This window comes from Pseudomonas salomonii (assembly GCF_900107155.1).
In the GTDB taxonomy this organism is placed as follows: domain Bacteria; phylum Pseudomonadota; class Gammaproteobacteria; order Pseudomonadales; family Pseudomonadaceae; genus Aquipseudomonas; species Aquipseudomonas salomonii.
This window is the reverse complement of the sequence record NZ_FNOX01000012.1, coordinates 171414-190327: the sequence shown is the minus strand read 5'-3', so window position 1 is coordinate 190327 and position 18914 is coordinate 171414. Positions and strand designations below refer to the sequence as shown.

Genomic DNA, 18914 nt, shown 5'->3' with positions numbered 1-18914 from the left:
AACTCACTGCCAGCCCCGGCAGCCCACCCTTAAAGAGAGCTACTGCCATGAAACTGTTTATTTTCGGCTTTGCCGCTTTGCTTGCCACCGGTTCCGCGTTCGCTGCCGACACCGCCCCCGACACTAACGTGATCCACGACAAAACCGGCTTCTTCGTGCACCTGGACGTGGCCAAAGTGCTGTCGAGCACCGACACCTACGGCCAATGCGGAATCGTCCCGGCGCAACTCAAATACCTCGACTCCCAGGACCGCGAACACGTGCTGGACTACCAGGTACAAGGCATCGGTTGCCCCAGTGACAATTGATCCGGCTACACTTGCGCAACGCAACGAACCAGGGCATTTCCCATGAACATCCTCGTAGTCGAAGACGAACCCAAGGCCGGCAATTACCTGCTCAATGGCCTGCAGGAACTGGGGTACTCGGTGAGCCTCGCCCGCGACGGCGTAGACGGCTTGCACCAGGCACTGGAAACGCCCTTCGACGTGATCGTGCTGGATGTGATGATGCCGAAAATGGACGGCTGGGAAGTGCTGCGCCGCCTGCGCAAAGAGGCCGACACGCCGGTGCTGTTCCTCACCGCTCGCGATGACATCGCCGACCGCATCAAAGGCCTGGAACTGGGCGCCGACGATTACCTGATCAAGCCCTTCTCCTTCGCCGAACTGGTCGCGCGCTTGCGTACCCTGACGCGTCGCGGCCCGAGTCGCGAAGAAGAACAGCTGCACATCGCCGACCTGCAGATCGACGTGCTCAAGCGCCGCGTCACCCGCAGCGGCACGCGCATAACGCTGACCAACAAGGAGTTCGCCCTGTTGCACCTGTTCGCCACGCATCAGGACCAGGTGTTATCACGCTCGATGATTGCTTCGCGGGTCTGGGACATGAACTTCGACAGCGACACCAATGTGGTCGACGTCGCCGTGCGGCGCCTGCGCCTGAAAATCGACGACCCGTTCCAGCTCAAGTTGATCCACAGCGTGCGGGGCATCGGCTACCGCTTCGACACCCAGCCATGAACCGTCGCCGCCATTATTCGCTGACCCTGCGCCTGGCGTTGATCTTCGCCCTGCTCGCCTTTGCCCTGCTCGCCACCTTGGGCGTTGCGTTGTACCGCGAGCTTGAGCGTGAACTGATCAAGCGTGACGACGCCGCGCTGATCTATCGCGCCGACCAGTTGCGCAACCTGCTCAAGGACAGCAACACCCTGGACCTGATCAAGACCAAGCCGGAGCTGTTCCAGAACATGCTGGGCAACAGCGAGTCGGTGCTGAGCATCGCGGCGCCGGGGCAAAAGCCGTTGCTGCTGGTAAACCCGGGCAATATTGCAATGCCGGATGTGCCGCCTGTGCCCACCAACCGTGAACTGGGCTTTGCCGACGTGCACCATTTACCCGGTATCAATGGCGTGCCCTTCGCCACCGTGGCCGCGTCTATCGCCTCGGGCGACCTGGGCAGCCTGCAAGTCACCACCGGGCGCCTGATGACCGAACGCACGGCGATGCTCGCCAGCTATCGCTTAAGCGTGTTTATCCTCGCCAGCATCGCTGCAGTCATCCTCGCCATCGTCAGCTACCTGCTGGTGCACCGCGGGCTGGTGCCGCTGCGACGCCTGGCCGTGCACACCCAGGGCATCGGCGTGGGCAACCTGGCCGAACGCCTCGACAGCCACGGGGCGCCCAAAGAGCTGCTGCCGATGATCGACGCCTTCAACACCATGCTTGAACGGTTGGCCAAGGGCTTTGTACAACTGGGCCAGGTGTCCACCGACATGGCCCACGAGCTGCGCACGCCGATCAACAACTTGCTGGGAGAAACCCAGGTTGCCCTGCAACAGAGCCGTAACGTCGAGAGCTACCAGCAACTGCTGGCGTCCAATGTCGAAGAACTCGAACGCCTGGCGCGAATGCTCGACAACATGCTGTTTCTCGCCCGTACCGACCCGGCCAGCGCACTGCGCCAACGCCAGGAACTGAATGCGGCGGATGAAGTGGAGCGTATAGCGGACTACTTCGAAGGGTTGGCGAGCGATGTGGATATTCACATTCAGGCCGAGGGCGAAGGCCTGATCTGGGCCGAACCGATGCTGTTGCGCCGCGCCTTGGCAAATCTATGTGCAAACGCCATCAAGTACGGCGCACCCCGTTCGCAGTTGCTGATTCAGGCCATTCCAGAGGCCAAGGGTATCAACCTGCGCGTCAGCAACCAGGGGCAAACCATTCCCGCCGAGCATTTGCCGCGCCTGTTCGAGCGTTTTTACCGGGTGGATGAGTCGCGGGAACGTTCAGCCCAATCCAACGGGCTGGGGCTGTCGATCGTGGCGACCATCATGCAGCTGCACAACGGTCGCTACAGTGTCACCAGCGAGGCCGGAGTGACCTGTTTTGAGTTGTTTTTCCCCAGGCGCGAAGCCTGAACACCGCGAGCCGGGTCAACTGACCTGGCCACCGGCCTGCACCACATCCACCTGTGTGCTCCATGCCACCTGCACCGCCAGGCGCAGGCCTTCAACCGTTGTCACCAATGGCATCGATGCCAGCCCGGTTCCCACCACCTGCTCCGGCAGGTTCGGCACATGGATGAAGCCACTGCGCACGCCCGTGCCGGCCAGCGCATGCTGCAACAGATAAAACACCTGATTGCACACAAAAGTGCCCGCCGTCTGCGAAACCGCCGCAGGCACACCGGCCTCGCGCAGCGCCTTGACCATGGCCTTGATCGGCAATGTGCTGAAGTACGCGGCCGGCCCATCGACCACCACCGGCGTATCGACGGGTTGCGCACCCAGGTTGTCAGGGATGCGCGCGTCGTTAACGTTGATCGCCACCCGCTCCATGGAAATGCTGTCGCGCCCAGGCCCAAGCCCCGTGGCGATCACCATCGCCGGGCGCAATTGGGTGATCCACTCAGCCAGGCACTCCTCCACCAAGGCAAATGCACAAGGCAGTCGGCGCGCAACAATCTGCACACCCTCACCCAATAGCATCCCATCCAACTGGCGCACGGCCTCCCAGGACGGGTTGACCGGGTCTTGATCAAAGGGCTCGAAGCCCATCAACAGTAACGTTTGCATCCTCGCCTCACATCAACAGGTAGAGCAGCACAATATTGACCACCAGCATCATCAGTGCCGTGGGCAGCTGCGCCTTGATGACCGCGTTCTTGTCGGGCAACTCCAGCAAGGCTGCCGGGACAATATTGAAGTTGGCCGCCATCGGCGTCATCAACGTGCCGCAATAGCCGGAGAACATGCCAATCGCCGCCGGGTTGCCGCCATAGATGCCCACCAGCACCGGCACGCCGACACCGCCGGTCATCACCGGGAACGCGGCAAAACCATTGCCCATGATCACCGTAAACAGCGCCATGCCCAATACATACACCATCACCGCCACCAGCTTGAAATCCAGGTTGATGTAGGTGGTGGTGACATGGGCAACCGCGGTGCCGACCCCGGCCTCATTGAACAGCAAGCCGAGCATGGCGAGCATTTGCGGGAGCACCATGGCCCAGCCCAAGGCTTCGGTCAGGCGCCGGGACTCGCGCAAGGCTTGCACCGGTGTGTCGCGGGTCAACCAGCAGGCCAGGCCGAGGGCGATCAAGCAACCAATGCCCAGGGAGACAAACGTAGTGTTTTTCGGATCCAGCAGCGGCACACCGCCGATTTCGGTGTGCTTGAGCAATACCGAGCCAATCACGGTGGTCAGCGGAATGGCCAACGCCGGGATAAACAGCTTGTGGCCAAGCCGACCGGCACTGGCGCGGGCAGACTTGTCATGCAACTGGGCATGCGTACCACGCCCCACGCCGCCCAAACCTGCGATCAAGGCCATGATCACCACGCCCACGCCGATAACCACCGGTGGCAAACGCTCCCCGACCACGAACGGAATGGCGAATAACAGCCAGAACACCGCGCTGGACCAGCGTTTGGGATGAGTTCGATCCAGCAGAATCATGCCGGCGGTAATCAACAACAGAATGCCGGCCAGCCAGTACAGGTAATTGATGGAGATGATCATTGCGCAGCCTCCATCGGAGCAGCCGCGGGTGACATCTCGCGAGTCAGCCTGCGGTCAAATCGATGCAGACGAATCGCGTGGATGATAAACGCACAAATCGCCGTCGGAATGCCCCATACCGCAATGTGTAAAGGCTCCACATCAATTCCCGAACCGAGCAGGAAGGTGTGCATCAGCGCAATCGCACCAAAGGCGACAAAAATGTCTTCGCCGAAAAACAGCCCGACGTTGTCGGTCGCCGCACACATCGCCAACACCTTGTGGCGCACCTTGTCCGGCAGCTTGCCGTAGCGTTTTTCCGCGGCGCCCTCAGCCATCGGCGCCAACAACGGGCGCACCATCTGCGGATGCCCGCCCAGGCTGGTGAGGCCCATGGCTGCCGTGGACTCGCGCACAAATAGATACATGATCAACAAGCGCCCCACCGTGGCGCGCTCGAAGCGGGCGATCCAGTTCTGCGCATGCAGGCGCAGGCCATGGCGCTCCAGCAGGCCAATGACGGCCAGGGGCAGCAACAGGATCAATTGCAGGGCGCGGGTCTGAAGGAAACCTTCGCCCATGCTGGCGAGGATTTTTTCCAGCGGGAAGTGGGCGGCAAGCCCGGTGGCGATGGCGGCTGCGGTCACCACCAGCAACGGATTGAAGCGCAGGACGAAGCCAACCACGATGACAAGTACGCCGATCAACGGCCATAGGTTCACAACAGTTTGCATGACGATAAAGTCCTAGAATGCGCGCTGCGGCGCCATGACGGCAGGATGTGAACAAAGGGTTCACAGCATGAAAGTGGCGTGCAGCCCGACGTGGTTTTTTATTGTTGACCTGGAAGGTCGAGCGTCAGTGGCGGCAACTGTGCTGCTTGGGGGCGGGAGGTGTCCAACAAGAAAAATTGTTGCTGCAAACCAATAAATTTTGTCGGTGATTGGCGCCGGATGGCCCGGCGCTTTGCGGGCGTTCAGCTCAAGCGCTTGTGGAAAAAATGGCGTTTATGGCCCGGCGGGAAATCGGCAATGTGGCCAAACTCAGTGAAGCCCTGCTTGCGATAAAACCCGGGCGCCTGGAAGCTGAAAGTGTCCAGCCAGATGCCCTCGCATCCGCGCTCACGGGCCAAGTCCTCCGCCGCACGCATCAATCGTGTGCCCGTACCTTGGGTGCGCATCTGGTCGGGAATGCTCAAGAGCTCAATGAACAACCATCCAAAGGAAATCTCGCCGTAAAGACCGCCGACCACCTCTTGAGAAGCGGGATCACGCAGCAGAATGCCGACTGTTTCGGACGGCATCTTGCCGGTGTGGCTGCGGTTGTAAGCCCTCAGCGGCTTGAGGATGGCCTCACGCTCCTGCGCCGTCACGTCGAACGATACTTCCATTGCCAATGCCATCACAGACTCCCTGGGTTGAACTCAATCGCCGCTTAGTATGCCTTGGGCGCGGCAAACCTGGGTGGAACTGCGCCAGATTCATTAACCCAGCGGCGCTCAATAACCTTAAGTCGGCTCCACAGCATGGATCTCGTTCCATACCTATACTCAGCAGGGTGCTGCGCGATACGGCGCAGTAGTACCGACGGAGGCAAACGCTATGTACGCCGGACAACAAAGTATGGCGACAACAAATGGTGAGATACGCTGCCAGATGTTTGCACAGATTATCTGCCTGTTATCGGTGGCGACGCTTTTCTGTTAATCCACGTTTCAACGCAGTAACCCGCCAAGCGGTCCGGGCAGGTATTGCCAAAATTCCAGCCCAAAAAAAGAGCCCACCGTTCGGTGAGCCCTTCAACACTCAAGGTTTTGCACGTGCCGCAGATGCGAAACTCAGGCCAGCTCGGCCAAGTCTTTTACGTCAAAAGGCTTCAAGTCGGCCGAGTTACCCGATCGGATTTTCCTTACCCACTGCGCGTCACTCAGCAGTGCCCGTCCGACAGCGATCAAGTCAAACTCCTCGTTCTCCAATCGCTTTACCAAATTGTCGATCGCTGCCGGTTGGGAACTTTCGCCGCTGAAGGCGCCGAGGAAGTCGCCGGACAAGCCCACAGAGCCGACACTGATAGTCGCAGCGCCCGTCAGCTTTTTGGCCCAGCCCGCAAAATTCAAACCCTGTTCGCCGTCCAGTTCCGGAAATTCGGCTTCCCAGAAGCGCCGTTGAGAGCAATGCAAAACGTCCGCGCCGGCTTCCACCAGCGGCACCAGCCAATCGGACATGCTTTCAGGGGTTGTCGCCAAACGGGCGCTGTAATCCTGCTGCTTCCACTGACTCAGACGCAGAATCACCGGGAAATCCGGGCCTACGGCTGCGCGAATGGCCTTGACCACTTCCGCTGCGAACCGTGAGCGCTCCTTGATCGTTACGCCATTGAAACGGTCGGCGCGTTCGTTCGTACCCGGCCAGAAAAACTGGTCCAACAGGTATCCGTGGGCCCCATGTATTTCGACCGTATCAAAACCCAGTCGCTTGGAATCAGCGGCGGCCTTGGCGAACGCCGCAATGGTGTCGGCAATCGCCTCATCATTCATGGCCTGCCCCAATGGTTTCTGCGGGCCGGCAAGCCCGGACGGGCTCTCAAACCCACCGGCGGGTGCCCAGTCTTCCTGGAAACTGGGCGCAGCCCCTACGTGCCAAATCTGCGGCCCCATTTTGCCACCGGCACTGTGAACACTGTCGATGACTGCCTTCCAGCCGGCGAGTGATTCATCGCCATGGAAAAACGGAATCCCCGACATGTTACGCGCGCCAGGACGATCCACGACGGTCCCCTCAGACAGAATCAACCCGACCTGGTTTTCCGCGCGCTTGCGGTAATAGGCGGCAATTTGCTCGTCAGGCACACCGCCCTTGGCGAAAGCCCGCGTCATAGGGGCCATTACAATTCGATTCTTCAGGCTCAAAGACTTGATCGTGAACGGCTGAAACAGAGAGTCGAGCTGGGTAGAACTCATGGAAAGATGCTCCGAGCGAAAAGGAGATCTGATGGTATAAGATGTATACCTAATATCAATAAGGCACTTATAAGTGCTCAGGTTTACGCGAGGAAACCACATGCAGGAACAAGGTATTCAGGCGCTGGAACAAAACCGGAGCTCTCCCGTCGTCTACGCCGCTGATTGCTCAAGCCGGGTATTGCTCGATCAGATCGCGGACAAGTGGTCCGTATTGATACTGGCAACGCTGTGTAAAAGCCCGCTGCGCTTCAACGAAATCAAACGTCGACTCGATGGCATAACGCAAAAAGCGCTCACGCAAAGCCTGCGTCGCCTGGAGCGTAATGGCATTTTGTCGCGCCGGGTCATTCCTTCCTCTCAGGTGGCCGTCGAATACAGCGTTACCGACCTGGGGCATACGCTGGAGGAGCCATTTCGTGCGTTGTACAGGTGGACGCTCCAGTATTCTGACGCGGTCAAGAACGCCCAGGATGCCTTCGATAAGCGTGCAGAAGAGCAGTAACACGACGGGTAAACGCTTAACGATGGCGGCGCGAGTGCTGAGAAGGGAGTTTTACAAATCGCAGACAACAAAAAAGGGCTCACCTTTCGGTGAGCCCTTCCAGACCGCCCAGCAGAGCGGATTTTGTTTGGTAGGCGCGATTGGACTCGAACCAACGACCCCCACCATGTCAAGGTGGTGCTCTAACCAACTGAGCTACGTGCCTGCTGTGAGGCGGCATTCTACGGAATTCCGAAGGTGTGTCAACCTCTTTTTTGCAGCTAACCCTATGAATATGCAAATTTTTTATTTGTGAAAGGCATGCCTGGGATTTTTGGATGGCTGGCAGGCAATTTTCAACTCAGGTAGGATCGGCGCACTCGTAAAAAATATAAAACAGAGGTTCCAGGATGGCGAACACCCCCTACCCCCAGTCGTATTACGCCGCGTCCGCGAATGCGGCTCCGCCACGCCCGGTGCTGCAAGGTGAAGTCGAAACCGATGTGTGCGTGATTGGCGCCGGTTACACCGGCCTGTCCAGCGCGCTGTTTCTGCTGGAGAACGGTTTTCGCGTAACGGTACTGGAAGCCGCCAAGGTCGGGTTTGGCGCCTCGGGCCGTAATGGCGGGCAGATCGTCAACAGCTATAGCCGCGACATCGACGTGATCGAACGCAGCGTTGGCCCCAAGCAGGCGCAACTGTTGGGGCAGATGGCGTTTGAGGGCGGCAGGATCATTCGTGAGCGCGTGACCAAGTACCAGATCCAGTGCGACTTGAAGGACGGCGGCGTGTTCGCTGCACTCAACAGCAAGCACATGGGCCACCTGGAGTCGCAGCAGCGCCTGTGGGAGCGCTACGGCCATACGCAGCTTGAGCTGCTGGATGAGCGCCGTATCCGCGAAGTGGTGGCCTGTGACAACTATGTCGGCGGCCTGCTGGACATGAGCGGCGGGCACATTCACCCGCTCAACCTGGCACTGGGCGAAGCCGCGGCGGTGGAATCCCTGGGCGGCACGATTTACGAGCAATCGGCGGCGGTGCGCATCGAGCGCGGCGCCAACCCGGTGGTGCACACCGCCGAGGGCAAGGTCAGGGCCAAGTTCATCATCGTGGCGGGCAATGCCTACCTGGGCAATCTGGTGCCGGAGCTGGCGGCCAAGTCGATGCCGTGCGGCACCCAGGTCATCACCACCGCGCCGCTGGGCGATGAACTGGCCAAGACCTTGCTGCCGCAGGATTACTGCGTCGAGGACTGCAACTACTTGCTGGACTACTACCGCCTCACCAGTGACAAGCGCCTGATCTTCGGCGGCGGCGTGGTGTATGGCGCACGCGACCCGGCCAACATCGAAGCGATCATCCGCCCGAAGATGCTCAAGGCCTTCCCGCAGCTCAAAGATGTGAAGATTGACTACGCCTGGACCGGTAACTTCCTGCTGACCCTGTCGCGCCTGCCACAGGTGGGTCGCCTGGGCGACAACATCTATTATTCCCAGGGCTGCAGTGGCCACGGCGTGACCTACACGCACCTGGCTGGCAAGGTGCTGGCAGAGGCGTTGAGAGGCCAGGCAGAGCGTTTTGATGCGTTTGCCGACCTGCCGCATTACCCCTTCCCCGGTGGGCAACTGTTGCGCACACCGTTTGCGGCGCTGGGCGCGTGGTATTACGGGCTGCGGGATAAGTTGGGGTTCTGAGGCAATCCAACTGTGGGAGCGGCGGTGCGCCGCTCCCACATAAAGCCAAATCGCAGACACAAAAAACCCCGGTCTTTCGACCAGGGTGTTTGCTATCGGATCAAAGCAGCTTAACGCTTGCTTTGTGTTCCAAGGCGTTCAGTGGGCCTTGAAACAGATATGGCGCAGCGGACGGGACTCGAACCCGCGACCCCCGGCGTGACAGGCCGGTATTCTAACCGACTGAACTACCGCTGCGTATCGCTTGACCAGTTGAGCCTGAACGCTCAACCGTCTTTGAACATCTGACTGATCAGCCCAAGCTGTTCAATCTCAAACCCGACAAATCGGACCTGGAAAATATGGCGCAGCGGACGGGACTCGAACCCGCGACCCCCGGCGTGACAGGCCGGTATTCTAACCGACTGAACTACCGCTGCGCGTCGGTGCAACCTTTAACGTTGCGTCTTGCCCGAAGGCAAAACTCTCAAGAAGTGGTGGGTGATGACGGGATCGAACCGCCGACCCTCTGCTTGTAAGGCAGATGCTCTCCCAGCTGAGCTAATCACCCTTTGCTTCGTTGAGGCCGCGAAATTTACGCAGGTAGCGGACCTAAGTCAATAGCCCGCTTGAAGTTTTTCTGAAAAAGACAAAATTGCTTCAAGACGGCTACCCGCCCTACTCGCTGTAAATCATCTTCTTGCTCATGCCGCCGTCGACCACAAACTCTTGCCCGGTGACAAACCCCGCCTGACGCGACAGCAGCCACGCCACCATCGCCGCCACGTCCTCAACCGTGCCCACCCTGCCCGCCGGATGCTGGGCATGATCGGCATCGGTCAAAGGCTCGGCACGCCGCGCCGCAGGGTCACGCGCATCGATCCAGCCAGGGCTGACGGCATTGACCCGCACCTCCGGCCCAAGACTCATGGCCAAGGCATGCGTCAGGGCCAGCAGTCCGCCCTTGCTCGCCGCGTAGGCCTCGGTGTCGGGCTCCGATTGACGCGCGCGGGTCGAGGCCAGGTTGACGATCGCGCCGCCATGGGCACGCAGGTACGGCGCGCAGTGCTTGGCCAGCAGCATCGGCCCGCTGAGGTTTACCGCCAGTACGCGGTTCCAGTACGCCAGGTCGAGGCTTTCGAGGGTGATATTGCGCGGGTCGGCGACCGCTGCGTTGCACACCAACGCATCCAGGCGCCCAAACTGGCCGAGCACTTCGGCAACGCCCTGGGCGACCTGCTTCTCGTCGGCCACGTCCATGGTGATAAACCAGGCGTTGTCACCCAGCACCTTGGACACCTTGGAACCGCGCTCGCGGTCCAGGTCGGTCAACACCACCTGCCAGCCTTCGCTGATCAACCACGCCGCGATCCCGAGACCAATGCCCCGGGCGGCGCCCGTCACCAGCGCAACACGGCCGTTACCGGCCGCTGCCGTTTCCATGGACCACTCGATCACAAGGCCGCCAGCCCGCGAGCCAGGTCAGCTTGCAGGTCGGCTACGTCTTCCAGGCCGACGGCGATGCGGATCAGGCTGTCACGGATGCCCGCCGCTTCACGCTCCTGTGGCGCCAGGCGCCCGTGTGAGGTAGTGCTCGGGTGGGTGATGGTAGTTTTGCTGTCACCCAGGTTGGCCGTGATGGAGATCAGGCGCGTCGCGTCGATAAAGCGCCAGGCGCCGTCTTTGCCGCCTTTTACTTCAAAGCTCACCACCGCGCCGAAACCACGCTGCTGACGCTGGGCCAACGCGTGTTGCGGGTGGCTCTTGAGACCGGCGTAATGGACTTTCTCAATCCCGTCCTGCTGCTCCAGCCACTCGGCCAGGGCCTGGGCGTTGGCGCAATGGGCCTTCATCCGCAGGCTGAGGGTTTCCAGGCCTTTGAGGAAAATCCAGGCGTTAAACGGGCTCAGGGTCGGCCCGGCGGTGCGCAGGAAACCCACCACTTCCTTCATCTGCTCGCTGCGGCCGGCGACTACGCCGCCCATGCAACGGCCCTGGCCGTCGATGAACTTGGTGGCCGAGTGCACAACAATGTCCGCGCCCAGCTTCAACGGCTGTTGCAGCGCCGGCGTGCAGAAGCAGTTGTCGACCACCAGCATCGCGCCCTTGGCGTGGGCCACTTCGGACAACGCGGCGATATCCACCAACTCGGCCAGCGGGTTGGAAGGCGACTCGACGAACAACAACCTGGTGTTAGCCTTGATCGCCGCATCCCAGCCGGACAGGTCCGCCAGGGGCACATAATCCACTTCGATGCCGAAGCGCTTGAAGTACTTCTCGAACAGGCTGATGGTGGAGCCGAACACACTGCGCGACACCAGCACATGGTCGCCAGCACTGCACAGGCTCATCACCACTGCCAGGATCGCGGCCATGCCGGTCGCCGTGGCCACCGCCTGCTCGGCACCCTCAAGGGCGGCGATACGTTCTTCGAACGCACGCACGGTCGGGTTGGTGTAACGCGAATAGACGTTGCCCGGCACTTCACCGGCGAAGCGCGCAGCCGCGTCGGCAGCAGTGCGGAATACATAGCTGGAGGTGAAGAACATCGGGTCACCGTGCTCACCTTCCGGGGTGCGGTGCTGACCGGCGCGCACAGCCAGGGTATCGAAAGCTACGCCATCGAGGTCGCTGTCCAACCGACCGGCATCCCATTCCTGACTCATGCTGCGACTCCTTACTCAATACTCTGTTTAAGATACAAAACCGGCCCCTCAGGGCCGGTGTTTACTCAGTTGTTGTACAGATCGATGATCGCGCTGACCGCCTGGGTCTTGATCTTCGATGAATCGTTACGCGCCTGCTCGATCTTGTTCAGGTAGGCCTCGTCAACATCACCCGTCACGTACTTGCCGTCGAACACGGCGCAGTCAAACTCGGCGATCTTGATCTTGCCACCACCGACCGCCTCGATCAGGTCCGGCAGGTCCTGATAGATCAACCAGTCAGCACCGATCAGGTCGGCCACATCCTGGGTCGAACGGTTGTGAGCGATCAACTCGTGGGCGCTCGGCATGTCGATACCGTAAACGTTCGGATAACGCACGGCAGGTGCGGCGGAACAGAAGTACACGTTCTTCGCACCGGCTTCGCGGGCCATCTGGATGATCTGCTTGCAGGTGGTGCCGCGCACGATGGAATCGTCGACCAGCATCACGTTCTTGCCGCGGAATTCCAGCTCGATGGCGTTGAGCTTCTGGCGCACCGATTTCTTGCGGGCTGCCTGGCCAGGCATGATGAAGGTACGGCCGATGTAACGGTTCTTGACGAAGCCTTCGCGGAACTTGACGCCCAAGTGGTTGGCCAGCTCCAGCGCAGCGGTACGGCTGGTGTCCGGGATCGGGATCACCACGTCGATATCGTGCTCGGGACGCTCGCGCAGGATCTTCTCGGCCAGCTTCTCGCCCATGCGCAGGCGCGCCTTGTACACCGAAACACCGTCGATGATCGAGTCCGGACGCGCCAGGTAGACGTGTTCGAAGATGCACGGGGTGAGTTTCGGCGCAATCGCGCACTGACGGGTGTGCAGCTTGCCGTCTTCGGTGATGTACACCGCTTCGCCCGGCGCGAGGTCGCGGATCAGGGTGAAGCCCAGCACATCCAGGGACACGCTTTCGGAGGCAATCATGTACTCGACGCCTTCGTCGGTGTGACGCTGGCCGAACACGATTGGACGAATGCCGTGCGGGTCACGGAAACCGACGATGCCATAACCTGTGATCATTGCGACGACGGCATAACCACCGACACAACGGTTGTGCACGTCGGTCACGGCAGCGAACACATCTTCTTCGGTCGGCTGCAGCTTGCCGCGCTGGGCCAGCTCGTGGGCGAACACGTTGAGCAGCACTTCCGAATCGGAGTTGGTGTTGACGTGGCGCAGGTCAGATTCGTAAATCTCCTTGGCCAGCTGTTCAACGTTGGTCAGGTTACCGTTGTGCGCCAGGGTGATGCCGTAAGGCGAGTTGACGTAAAACGGTTGAGCTTCGGCCGAGGTCGAGCTACCGGCAGTCGGGTAACGCACATGACCAATGCCCATGTGCCCGACGAGGCGCTGCATGTGACGCTGATGGAACACGTCACGCACCAGGCCATTGTCCTTGCGCAGGAATAACCGGCCGTCGTGGCTGGTCACAATACCGGCAGCGTCCTGGCCGCGGTGCTGGAGGACGGTTAGCGCGTCATACAGCGCCTGATTGACGTTCGACTTACCGACGATACCGACGATGCCACACATGCGACGCAACCCCTACTTAATGAATCTTGACTGAACACTACTTACTGAGGCGTTTTGGCCGGCAAGAGGTGTTCCTTGAACGGAAGATCAGCGGGTACGCTGATTCCGCTGGCCAGCCACTGACTGCTCCACCCCAATATGAGGTTCTTGGACCAATCTGCAACCAATAGAAATTTTGGCACGAGTACCGACTCCTGCCACCACGAATCCTGCTGTACCGGCCCCAGGCTCAACAGCCCGACCGCCACAACCACCAGCAAGCCGCCACGTGCGGCGCCGAAGGCCATGCCGAGAAATCGATCGGTCCCTTCGATGCCGGTGACACGTATCAACTCGCCAATAAGATAATTGACCATTGCCCCCACCAACAGCGTGGCGATGAACATGATGGCGCAGCCCGCGATGACGCGAGCCGAAGGTGTTTCGATATACCCGGCCAGGTAAACCGACAGTGAACCACCGAACATCCAGGCTACAACTCCTGCGATGATCCAGGTCAGCAACGACAGTGCTTCTTTTACGAAGCCGCGGCTTAGACTGATCAAAGCGGAGATGGCGACGATTGCTACGATCGCCCAATCAACCCAGGTAAATGGCACAGTGAAGCCTACGTACGGATAAGGCGGCGCATTTTAGCAGAGCGCCGGGCTATCGGTAAGCTGTGATTGTGGGTGCTTTGCAAATCAATGGGTTGAGCAATCTCAACACCACCCAAACGCTGTGGGCGCTGGGCTTGTGTGGGAGCTGGCTCCCACATTTGGCCAGCATTCCAACCAGAAATCGGCAGTTACTCAGCCGCGCTCAGGCTGGAACCGCACCACAAACCCATTCAGGTTCTGCTGACGCCCCAGCAGGTCACGCAGGCGATCCGCCTCGGCGCGCTCGATCAGCGGTCCGATAAATACGCGATTTTTGCCGTCGGCACTGCGGATATAGGCGTTATAGCCCTGGGCACGCAGTTTTTTCTGCAAGGCATCGGCGCTTTCACGGTTGGCCAGGCTGGCGAGCTGGATCGACCAACTGATCGGCAGGCCATTCGGGTCGATACGGCTTTGACCGACATCCGGCTTGCCCGGCGCAGCAGGTTGTGGCGCTACCGGCTTGGGTGCAGGGGCTGGCGCTGCTGGCTTGGCAGCCACCACCGGAGCCGCTGGAGCGGGCGCCGGCTTGACCACCGGCACGCTCTGTTGCACCGGCGCTGCTGGCGCCGCTTGAGGCGTTTGCGCAGCCACCTCGTCATCGCTCGGCACAGGCTCTTCAGGCAGTGCCTGCGGCTCGGGCACCACCACCGGCTCTACCTGCACCTGCGGCATCGCCGGCGCCTGTGGCGCTGCCGGTGCCTCGACCACGACCTGACGCTGTTCGTCCTGGCGCGAAAACAGCATCGGCAGGAAAATCACCGCCAATGCCACCAATACCAGCGCTCCGACCATTCGCTGCTTGTATGCGCTATCCAGTAATGCCATGTGCAGCTTCCTCCGTGGAGCGCCGGGCCAACCACTCAAGCGCCTCGGCAACACAATAAAATGATCCGAACAACAGAATCTCGTCCTCGGCCGTCGCCACCGCACATTGCGCTTCAAGCGCTGCAGTGACGCTTGCATACGACGCCACCGGGGCGCCAAGGTTCTGCAAGGCCACTTGCAGTTCGGCAGCCGGGCGACTGCGCGGCGTGTCCAGCGGCCCTACCGCCCAAGCCTGGACATTGCCGAGTAACGGCGCAACCACACCGTCCAGGTCCTTGTCGGCCAACAAGCCGAACACCGCCAGGCGCCGACCCACTGGCGGCGTGCGCGCCAGGCGTTGCGCCAGGTATTCGGCGGCGTGCGGGTTGTGCCCCACATCCAGCAACAAGTTCAGGCGCTTGCCTTCCCACTCGAATGTGCGCCGATCCAGGCGCCCCACGACACGGGTAGCCAGCAACGTGGCAGCGAGCTGCTCGGGGTTCCACGGCAGGTCCATCAACAAATAGGCTTGCAGCGCCAGGGCGGCGTTTTCCATCGGCAGGTTCAGCAGCGGCAAATCCCGCAGCTCAACCACCTGACCGCGCGCATCACGCCCGCGCCACTGCCAATGCTGGTCGCCAACTTCGAGATTGAATTCGCGGCCGCGCAGGTAAAACGGGCAATCCAGCTCGCGCACCTTGTCCAGCAAAGGCTGGGGCGGGTCCAGGTCACCACACAGCGCCGGCTTGCCCTGACGGAAGATCCCGGCCTTTTCATAAGACACCGACTCGCGGGTGTTGCCCAGATAGTCCGCATGGTCGACGCCAATACTGGTCACCAGCGCAATATCGGCGTCCACCACGTTGACCGTATCCAGGCGCCCGCCAAGCCCGACTTCCAGCACGACCACATCCAACTGCGCACGCTCGAACAGCCAGAACGCCGCCAAGGTGCCCATTTCGAAGTAGGTCAGGGAAATTTCGCCACGCCCGGCCTCCAGTGCGGCGAAGGCTTCGCAGAGCTGCGCGTCAGTGGCTTCGACGCCATTGAGCTGCACCCGCTCGTTATAACGCAGCAGGTGCGGAGAATTGTAGACGCCTACTTTAAGCCCCTGGGCTTGCAGCAGCGCCGCGACAAAGGCACAGGTAGAGCCTTTGCCGTTGGTGCCGGTCACCGTGATCACACGCGGCGCCGGCCGGCCCAACCCGAGGCGGGCCGCTACCTGTTGCGAGCGCTCCAGGCCCATGTCGATGGCGGACGGATGCAACTGCTCAAGGTAGGCGAGCCATTCGCCCAGGGTACGTTGGGTCATAGGTTTGCTGGCACCGGCGGAACAACGATAGGTTCGATTTTTGGTGCGACATACACAGGCGTCGGCAAACCCATCATTTGCGCCAGCAGGTTACCCAGGCGTGGACGCAGTTCACCGCGCGGGATGATCAGGTCGATCGCACCATGTTCCAGCAGGAACTCGCTGCGCTGGAAGCCTTCCGGCAGTTTTTCACGCACGGTCTGCTCGATCACGCGTGGGCCGGCAAAGCCGATCAGTGCTTTGGGCTCGCCGACGATCACGTCGCCCAGCATCGCCAGGCTGGCGGAAACGCCGCCGTAAACCGGGTCGGTCAGCACCGAGATGAACGGGATGCCTTCTTCACGCAGACGCGCCAGCACCGCAGAGGTCTTGGCCATTTGCATCAGGGAGATCAGCGCTTCCTGCATGCGCGCACCACCGGAGGCGGCGAAGCAGATCATCGGGCAACGGTTTTCCAGCGCGTAGTTGGCGGCACGTACAAAACGCTCGCCGACGATGGCCCCCATGGAACCGCCCATGAAGGAGAACTCGAACGCGGACACCACAACCGGCATGCCCAGCAGCTTGCCGCTGACCGAAATCAGCGCGTCTTTTTCGCCGGTCTGCTTCTGCGCAGCGGTCAGGCGGTCCTTGTACTTCTTGCCGTCGCGGAACTTGAGACGGTCAACCGGCTCCAGGTCTGCGCCCAGCTCGTTACGGCCGTCGGCATCAAGGAAGATGTCGATGCGCGCGCGGGCGCCGATACGCATGTGGTGGTTGCACTTAGGGCAAACGTCCAGGGTCTTTTCCAGCTCCGGGCGGTACAGCACCGCGTCGCAGGATGGGCACTTGTGCCACAGACCTTCAGGAACCGAGCTTTTCTTCACCTCGGAACGCATGATCGAAGGGATCAGTTTGTCTACTAACCAGTTGCTCATGCTTTCTTTCTCCAGTACCGGTGGCTTGAACACAGCCCCGCGTATGCCCTTGAGCTAAATTCATATGTGGCGATGACACAGGCTGGACGGGGTCAGACGTTCGACCGGCCATTTCCCGCCTGTATCCTCAGCCTTCCAGACAACCTGCCAAAGCACGGTTGCCACTTCATTTCCGGGCCTCCCGCAGGCGGCGCCGGTGCTGTTCTACACAGTGGTAGTTATGGACGGCGGCAGACTGCCAGCCGTCACATCGCGCCCCTGCTGTTGCGCACGGCCTGCATGAATGCGCGAATCTTGTGGTGATCCTTGATGCCCTTGCCCTGCTCCACTCCGCCGCTGACGTCCACCGCATAAGGCCGGACCTGCTCGATGGCCGCCGCGACATTCGCGGGGTTGAGCCCTCCCGCGAGGATGATCGGCGTGCTCAAACCTTCCGGAATCAGCGTCCAGTCGAACGCCTCACCCGTACCGCCGGGCACGCCTTCGACATAGGTATCCAGCAAAATGCCGCGAGCGCCAGTATAGGCGGCGCACGCAGCAGCAATGTCATCCCCGGCCTTGACGCGCAGCGCCTTGATGTACGGGCGCTGATAGCTTTCGCATTCATCGGGGCTTTCGTCACCGTGAAATTGCAGCATATCCAGCGGCACGGCATCCAGGGTTTCGTTGAGTTCGCAACGGCTGGCGTTGACGAACAGCCCCACGGTGGTCACGAACGGCGGCAGTGCAGCGATGATCGCCCGCGCCTGCAACACATTCACCGCCCGCGGGCTCTTGGCATAGAACACGAAACCGATGGCATCCGCCCCCGCTTCGACTGCCGCCAGCGCGTCTTCTATGCGGGTAATCCCGCAAATCTTGCTGCGAACGGCTGGCATGGCGTGGAAACCTCAGGGGTTGGGCCGAGAAAGTCCCGGATGGTAACAAAAGCGCTTGCAGGCGTCAGCCGTCAAGTTCGCTGAAACCTGTGAGGAAATGTGGACCGATAAAGCGCTGCGGCAATTCAAACTCGTCGCGGTACTCCACATCCACCAGGTACAGGCCGAACGGATGCGCCGTGACGCCGCCGGTGCGGCGGACGCGGCTTTCGAGCACTTCCCGCGCCCACTCCACCGGGCGCTCGCCAGTGCCGATGGTCATCAGCACACCGGCAATATTGCGCACCATATGGTGCAGGAAGGCGCCGGCACGAATATCCAGCACGATCATCTTGCCGTGACGGGTCACGCGCAGGTGGTGGACTTCCTTGATGGGCGACTTGGCCTGGCACTGGCCTGCACGGAAGGCGCTGAAATCATGCACGCCGACCAGATGCCGGGCAGCCTCGGCCATGCGCTCGGCATCCAGCGGGCGGTGGTTCCAGGTAATTTCCTGATTCAGGTGCGCCGGGCGGATCTGATCGTTGTAGATCACGTAGCGGTAGCGCCGGGCAATGGCCTTGAAGCGCGCATGAAAATGCGCAGGCATGACCTTGGCCCAAGTCACGCTGACGTCATGGGGCAAATTGATATTGGCGCCCATCACCCAGGCTTTCAGCGTGCGCTCGGCCTGGGTGTCAAAGTGCACCACCTGGCCACAGGCGTGCACACCGGCATCGGTACGCCCGGCACACATCAGTGAAACCGGCGAATCCGCCACCTTCGACAATGCGTTTTCGAGGGTTTCCTGCACGGTCAGCACACCTGAAGCCTGGCGCTGCCAGCCGCGATAGCGCGAGCCTTTGTATTCCACGCCCAAGGCGATGCGATTAAAGCCTGCGGCCGCCATTTCGGCGGCCGCGTTATCTATATTTGCCAAGAACTGAGAGCCCGATGAGTTGCGCGAAGAGGCCATTATAAAGGCGGTGGAGAATATGCGCAGGCCTAATGTGGGAGCGGGCTGGC

The 18914-nt window shown here is 60.8% G+C and carries 19 protein-coding genes and 4 tRNA genes; 5 read left to right on the top strand and 18 right to left on the bottom strand.

Features of this window, described 5'->3' with window-relative positions; all coding sequences use genetic code 11:
* The first annotated feature begins 47 nt into the window (after positions 1–47).
* The 3 genes from BLV67_RS25495 to BLV67_RS25485 are packed head-to-tail and all read left to right on the top strand — an operon-like array spanning position 48 to position 2419.
* Positions 48–308 (top strand): DUF2790 domain-containing protein, encoded by a 261-nt coding sequence (locus BLV67_RS25495; RefSeq protein WP_069786626.1) that lies wholly within the window; start codon positions 48–50, stop codon positions 306–308.
* 42 nt (positions 309–350) lie between these two features.
* On the top strand, positions 351–1022 hold the full coding sequence (locus BLV67_RS25490; protein WP_065911817.1) for a heavy metal response regulator transcription factor: 672 nt from the start codon (positions 351–353) through the stop codon (positions 1020–1022).
* Positions 1019–2419 (top strand): heavy metal sensor histidine kinase, encoded by a 1401-nt coding sequence (locus BLV67_RS25485; protein ID WP_069786625.1) that lies wholly within the window; start codon positions 1019–1021, stop codon positions 2417–2419. The genes BLV67_RS25490 and BLV67_RS25485 overlap by 4 nt, the downstream gene beginning before the upstream one ends.
* A gap of 15 nt (positions 2420–2434) precedes the next feature.
* On the opposite strand, the gene pcp is transcribed toward BLV67_RS25485, so the two are convergent.
* The 5 genes from pcp to BLV67_RS25460 all read right to left on the bottom strand — a co-directional run bounded on the left by pcp (position 2435) and on the right by BLV67_RS25460 (position 6963).
* Complete coding sequence (gene pcp / locus BLV67_RS25480) at positions 2435–3076, bottom strand: pyroglutamyl-peptidase I (RefSeq protein WP_056861262.1); 642 nt, start codon at positions 3074–3076, stop codon at positions 2435–2437.
* 7 nt (positions 3077–3083) lie between these two features.
* Complete coding sequence (locus BLV67_RS25475) at positions 3084–4025, bottom strand: DUF979 domain-containing protein (RefSeq protein ID WP_069786624.1); 942 nt, start codon at positions 4023–4025, stop codon at positions 3084–3086.
* Positions 4022–4738 carry a DUF969 domain-containing protein gene (locus BLV67_RS25470; protein ID WP_069786623.1) on the bottom strand — a complete coding sequence of 239 codons (717 nt, stop codon included), beginning with the start codon at positions 4736–4738 and terminating at the stop codon, positions 4022–4024. The genes BLV67_RS25475 and BLV67_RS25470 overlap by 4 nt, the downstream gene beginning before the upstream one ends.
* A gap of 242 nt (positions 4739–4980) precedes the next feature.
* Positions 4981–5406: a GNAT family N-acetyltransferase gene (locus tag BLV67_RS25465; RefSeq protein ID WP_065911803.1), complete on the bottom strand. Its 426-nt coding sequence runs from the start codon at positions 5404–5406 to the stop codon at positions 4981–4983.
* Positions 5407–5841: 435 nt separating this feature from the next.
* Positions 5842–6963 (bottom strand): NADH:flavin oxidoreductase, encoded by a 1122-nt coding sequence (locus BLV67_RS25460; protein WP_069786622.1) that lies wholly within the window; start codon positions 6961–6963, stop codon positions 5842–5844.
* 100 nt (positions 6964–7063) lie between these two features.
* On the opposite strand from BLV67_RS25460, the gene BLV67_RS25455 reads away from it, so the two are divergent.
* Positions 7064–7468, top strand: coding sequence for a winged helix-turn-helix transcriptional regulator (locus BLV67_RS25455; RefSeq protein WP_069786621.1), 405 nt, complete (start codon positions 7064–7066; stop codon positions 7466–7468).
* Positions 7469–7596: 128 nt separating this feature from the next.
* Here BLV67_RS25455 and BLV67_RS25450 read toward each other — a convergent pair.
* A tRNA-Val gene (locus BLV67_RS25450) sits at positions 7597–7673 on the bottom strand.
* A gap of 184 nt (positions 7674–7857) precedes the next feature.
* Between BLV67_RS25450 and BLV67_RS25445 the strand changes: the two genes are divergently transcribed.
* Positions 7858–9141 carry an NAD(P)/FAD-dependent oxidoreductase gene (locus BLV67_RS25445; RefSeq protein WP_069786620.1) on the top strand — a complete coding sequence of 428 codons (1284 nt, stop codon included), beginning with the start codon at positions 7858–7860 and terminating at the stop codon, positions 9139–9141.
* Between the two features lie 160 nt (positions 9142–9301).
* Here the strand turns inward: BLV67_RS25445 and BLV67_RS25440 are convergent.
* The 12 genes from BLV67_RS25440 to truA all read right to left on the bottom strand — a co-directional run bounded on the left by BLV67_RS25440 (position 9302) and on the right by truA (position 18798).
* A tRNA-Asp gene (locus BLV67_RS25440) sits at positions 9302–9378 on the bottom strand.
* A gap of 105 nt (positions 9379–9483) precedes the next feature.
* Positions 9484–9560: transfer RNA gene (locus BLV67_RS25435), tRNA-Asp, on the bottom strand.
* Between the two features lie 55 nt (positions 9561–9615).
* Positions 9616–9691 (bottom strand) — tRNA-Val (locus tag BLV67_RS25430).
* 107 nt (positions 9692–9798) lie between these two features.
* A complete protein-coding gene (locus BLV67_RS25425; protein WP_065911790.1) occupies positions 9799–10563 on the bottom strand; it encodes an SDR family oxidoreductase in 765 nt (254 codons plus the stop codon).
* 11 nt (positions 10564–10574) lie between these two features.
* Complete coding sequence (locus BLV67_RS25420; protein ID WP_058419756.1) at positions 10575–11786, bottom strand: O-succinylhomoserine sulfhydrylase; 1212 nt, start codon at positions 11784–11786, stop codon at positions 10575–10577.
* Between the two features lie 65 nt (positions 11787–11851).
* Positions 11852–13357: an amidophosphoribosyltransferase gene (purF, locus tag BLV67_RS25415; protein WP_017138746.1), complete on the bottom strand. Its 1506-nt coding sequence runs from the start codon at positions 13355–13357 to the stop codon at positions 11852–11854.
* Between the two features lie 41 nt (positions 13358–13398).
* On the bottom strand, positions 13399–13956 hold the full coding sequence (locus tag BLV67_RS25410) for a CvpA family protein (protein WP_065911782.1): 558 nt from the start codon (positions 13954–13956) through the stop codon (positions 13399–13401).
* Between the two features lie 192 nt (positions 13957–14148).
* The gene (locus BLV67_RS25405) at positions 14149–14823 is read right to left on the bottom strand and encodes an SPOR domain-containing protein (RefSeq protein WP_065911780.1); all 675 of its coding nucleotides are present in this window, start codon (positions 14821–14823) and stop codon (positions 14149–14151) included.
* Positions 14807–16114 carry a bifunctional tetrahydrofolate synthase/dihydrofolate synthase gene (gene folC / locus BLV67_RS25400; RefSeq protein WP_069786619.1) on the bottom strand — a complete coding sequence of 436 codons (1308 nt, stop codon included), beginning with the start codon at positions 16112–16114 and terminating at the stop codon, positions 14807–14809. Before folC ends, BLV67_RS25405 begins: the two co-directional genes overlap by 17 nt.
* Positions 16111–17031, bottom strand: coding sequence for an acetyl-CoA carboxylase, carboxyltransferase subunit beta (accD, locus tag BLV67_RS25395; RefSeq protein ID WP_003234319.1), 921 nt, complete (start codon positions 17029–17031; stop codon positions 16111–16113). The genes folC and accD overlap by 4 nt, the downstream gene beginning before the upstream one ends.
* 245 nt (positions 17032–17276) lie before the next feature.
* Complete coding sequence (locus BLV67_RS25390) at positions 17277–17909, bottom strand: phosphoribosylanthranilate isomerase (RefSeq protein ID WP_069786618.1); 633 nt, start codon at positions 17907–17909, stop codon at positions 17277–17279.
* Between the two features lie 64 nt (positions 17910–17973).
* Positions 17974–18798, bottom strand: a complete 825-nt coding sequence (truA, locus tag BLV67_RS25385; protein WP_056861241.1) for a tRNA pseudouridine(38-40) synthase TruA — start codon at positions 18796–18798, stop codon at positions 17974–17976.
* Positions 18799–18914: the final 116 nt, after the last annotated feature.

Excerpts from the sequence above, each read along its gene's own strand:
- purF (WP_017138746.1), bottom strand. The coding sequence starts at position 13,357 with ATGTGTGGCATCGTCGGTATCGTCGGTAAGTCGAACGTCAATCAGGCG.
- BLV67_RS25420 (WP_058419756.1), bottom strand. The coding sequence starts at position 11,786 with ATGAGTCAGGAATGGGATGCCGGTCGGTTGGACAGCGACCTCGATGGC.
- folC (WP_069786619.1), bottom strand. The coding sequence starts at position 16,114 with ATGACCCAACGTACCCTGGGCGAATGGCTCGCCTACCTTGAGCAGTTG.
- BLV67_RS25475 (WP_069786624.1), bottom strand. The coding sequence starts at position 4,025 with ATGATCATCTCCATCAATTACCTGTACTGGCTGGCCGGCATTCTGTTG.
- BLV67_RS25485 (WP_069786625.1), top strand. The coding sequence starts at position 1,019 with ATGAACCGTCGCCGCCATTATTCGCTGACCCTGCGCCTGGCGTTGATC.
- BLV67_RS25390 (WP_069786618.1), bottom strand. The coding sequence starts at position 17,909 with ATGCCAGCCGTTCGCAGCAAGATTTGCGGGATTACCCGCATAGAAGAC.
- BLV67_RS25445 (WP_069786620.1), top strand. The coding sequence starts at position 7,858 with ATGGCGAACACCCCCTACCCCCAGTCGTATTACGCCGCGTCCGCGAAT.
- accD (WP_003234319.1), bottom strand. The coding sequence starts at position 17,031 with ATGAGCAACTGGTTAGTAGACAAACTGATCCCTTCGATCATGCGTTCC.
- BLV67_RS25495 (WP_069786626.1), top strand. The coding sequence starts at position 48 with ATGAAACTGTTTATTTTCGGCTTTGCCGCTTTGCTTGCCACCGGTTCC.
- BLV67_RS25460 (WP_069786622.1), bottom strand. The coding sequence starts at position 6,963 with ATGAGTTCTACCCAGCTCGACTCTCTGTTTCAGCCGTTCACGATCAAG.
- truA (WP_056861241.1), bottom strand. The coding sequence starts at position 18,798 with ATGGCGGCCGCAGGCTTTAATCGCATCGCCTTGGGCGTGGAATACAAA.
- pcp (WP_056861262.1), bottom strand. The coding sequence starts at position 3,076 with ATGCAAACGTTACTGTTGATGGGCTTCGAGCCCTTTGATCAAGACCCG.
- BLV67_RS25470 (WP_069786623.1), bottom strand. The coding sequence starts at position 4,738 with ATGCAAACTGTTGTGAACCTATGGCCGTTGATCGGCGTACTTGTCATC.
- BLV67_RS25455 (WP_069786621.1), top strand. The coding sequence starts at position 7,064 with ATGCAGGAACAAGGTATTCAGGCGCTGGAACAAAACCGGAGCTCTCCC.
- BLV67_RS25490 (WP_065911817.1), top strand. The coding sequence starts at position 351 with ATGAACATCCTCGTAGTCGAAGACGAACCCAAGGCCGGCAATTACCTG.
- BLV67_RS25405 (WP_065911780.1), bottom strand. The coding sequence starts at position 14,823 with ATGGCATTACTGGATAGCGCATACAAGCAGCGAATGGTCGGAGCGCTG.
- BLV67_RS25425 (WP_065911790.1), bottom strand. The coding sequence starts at position 10,563 with ATGGAAACGGCAGCGGCCGGTAACGGCCGTGTTGCGCTGGTGACGGGC.
- BLV67_RS25465 (WP_065911803.1), bottom strand. The coding sequence starts at position 5,406 with ATGGCATTGGCAATGGAAGTATCGTTCGACGTGACGGCGCAGGAGCGT.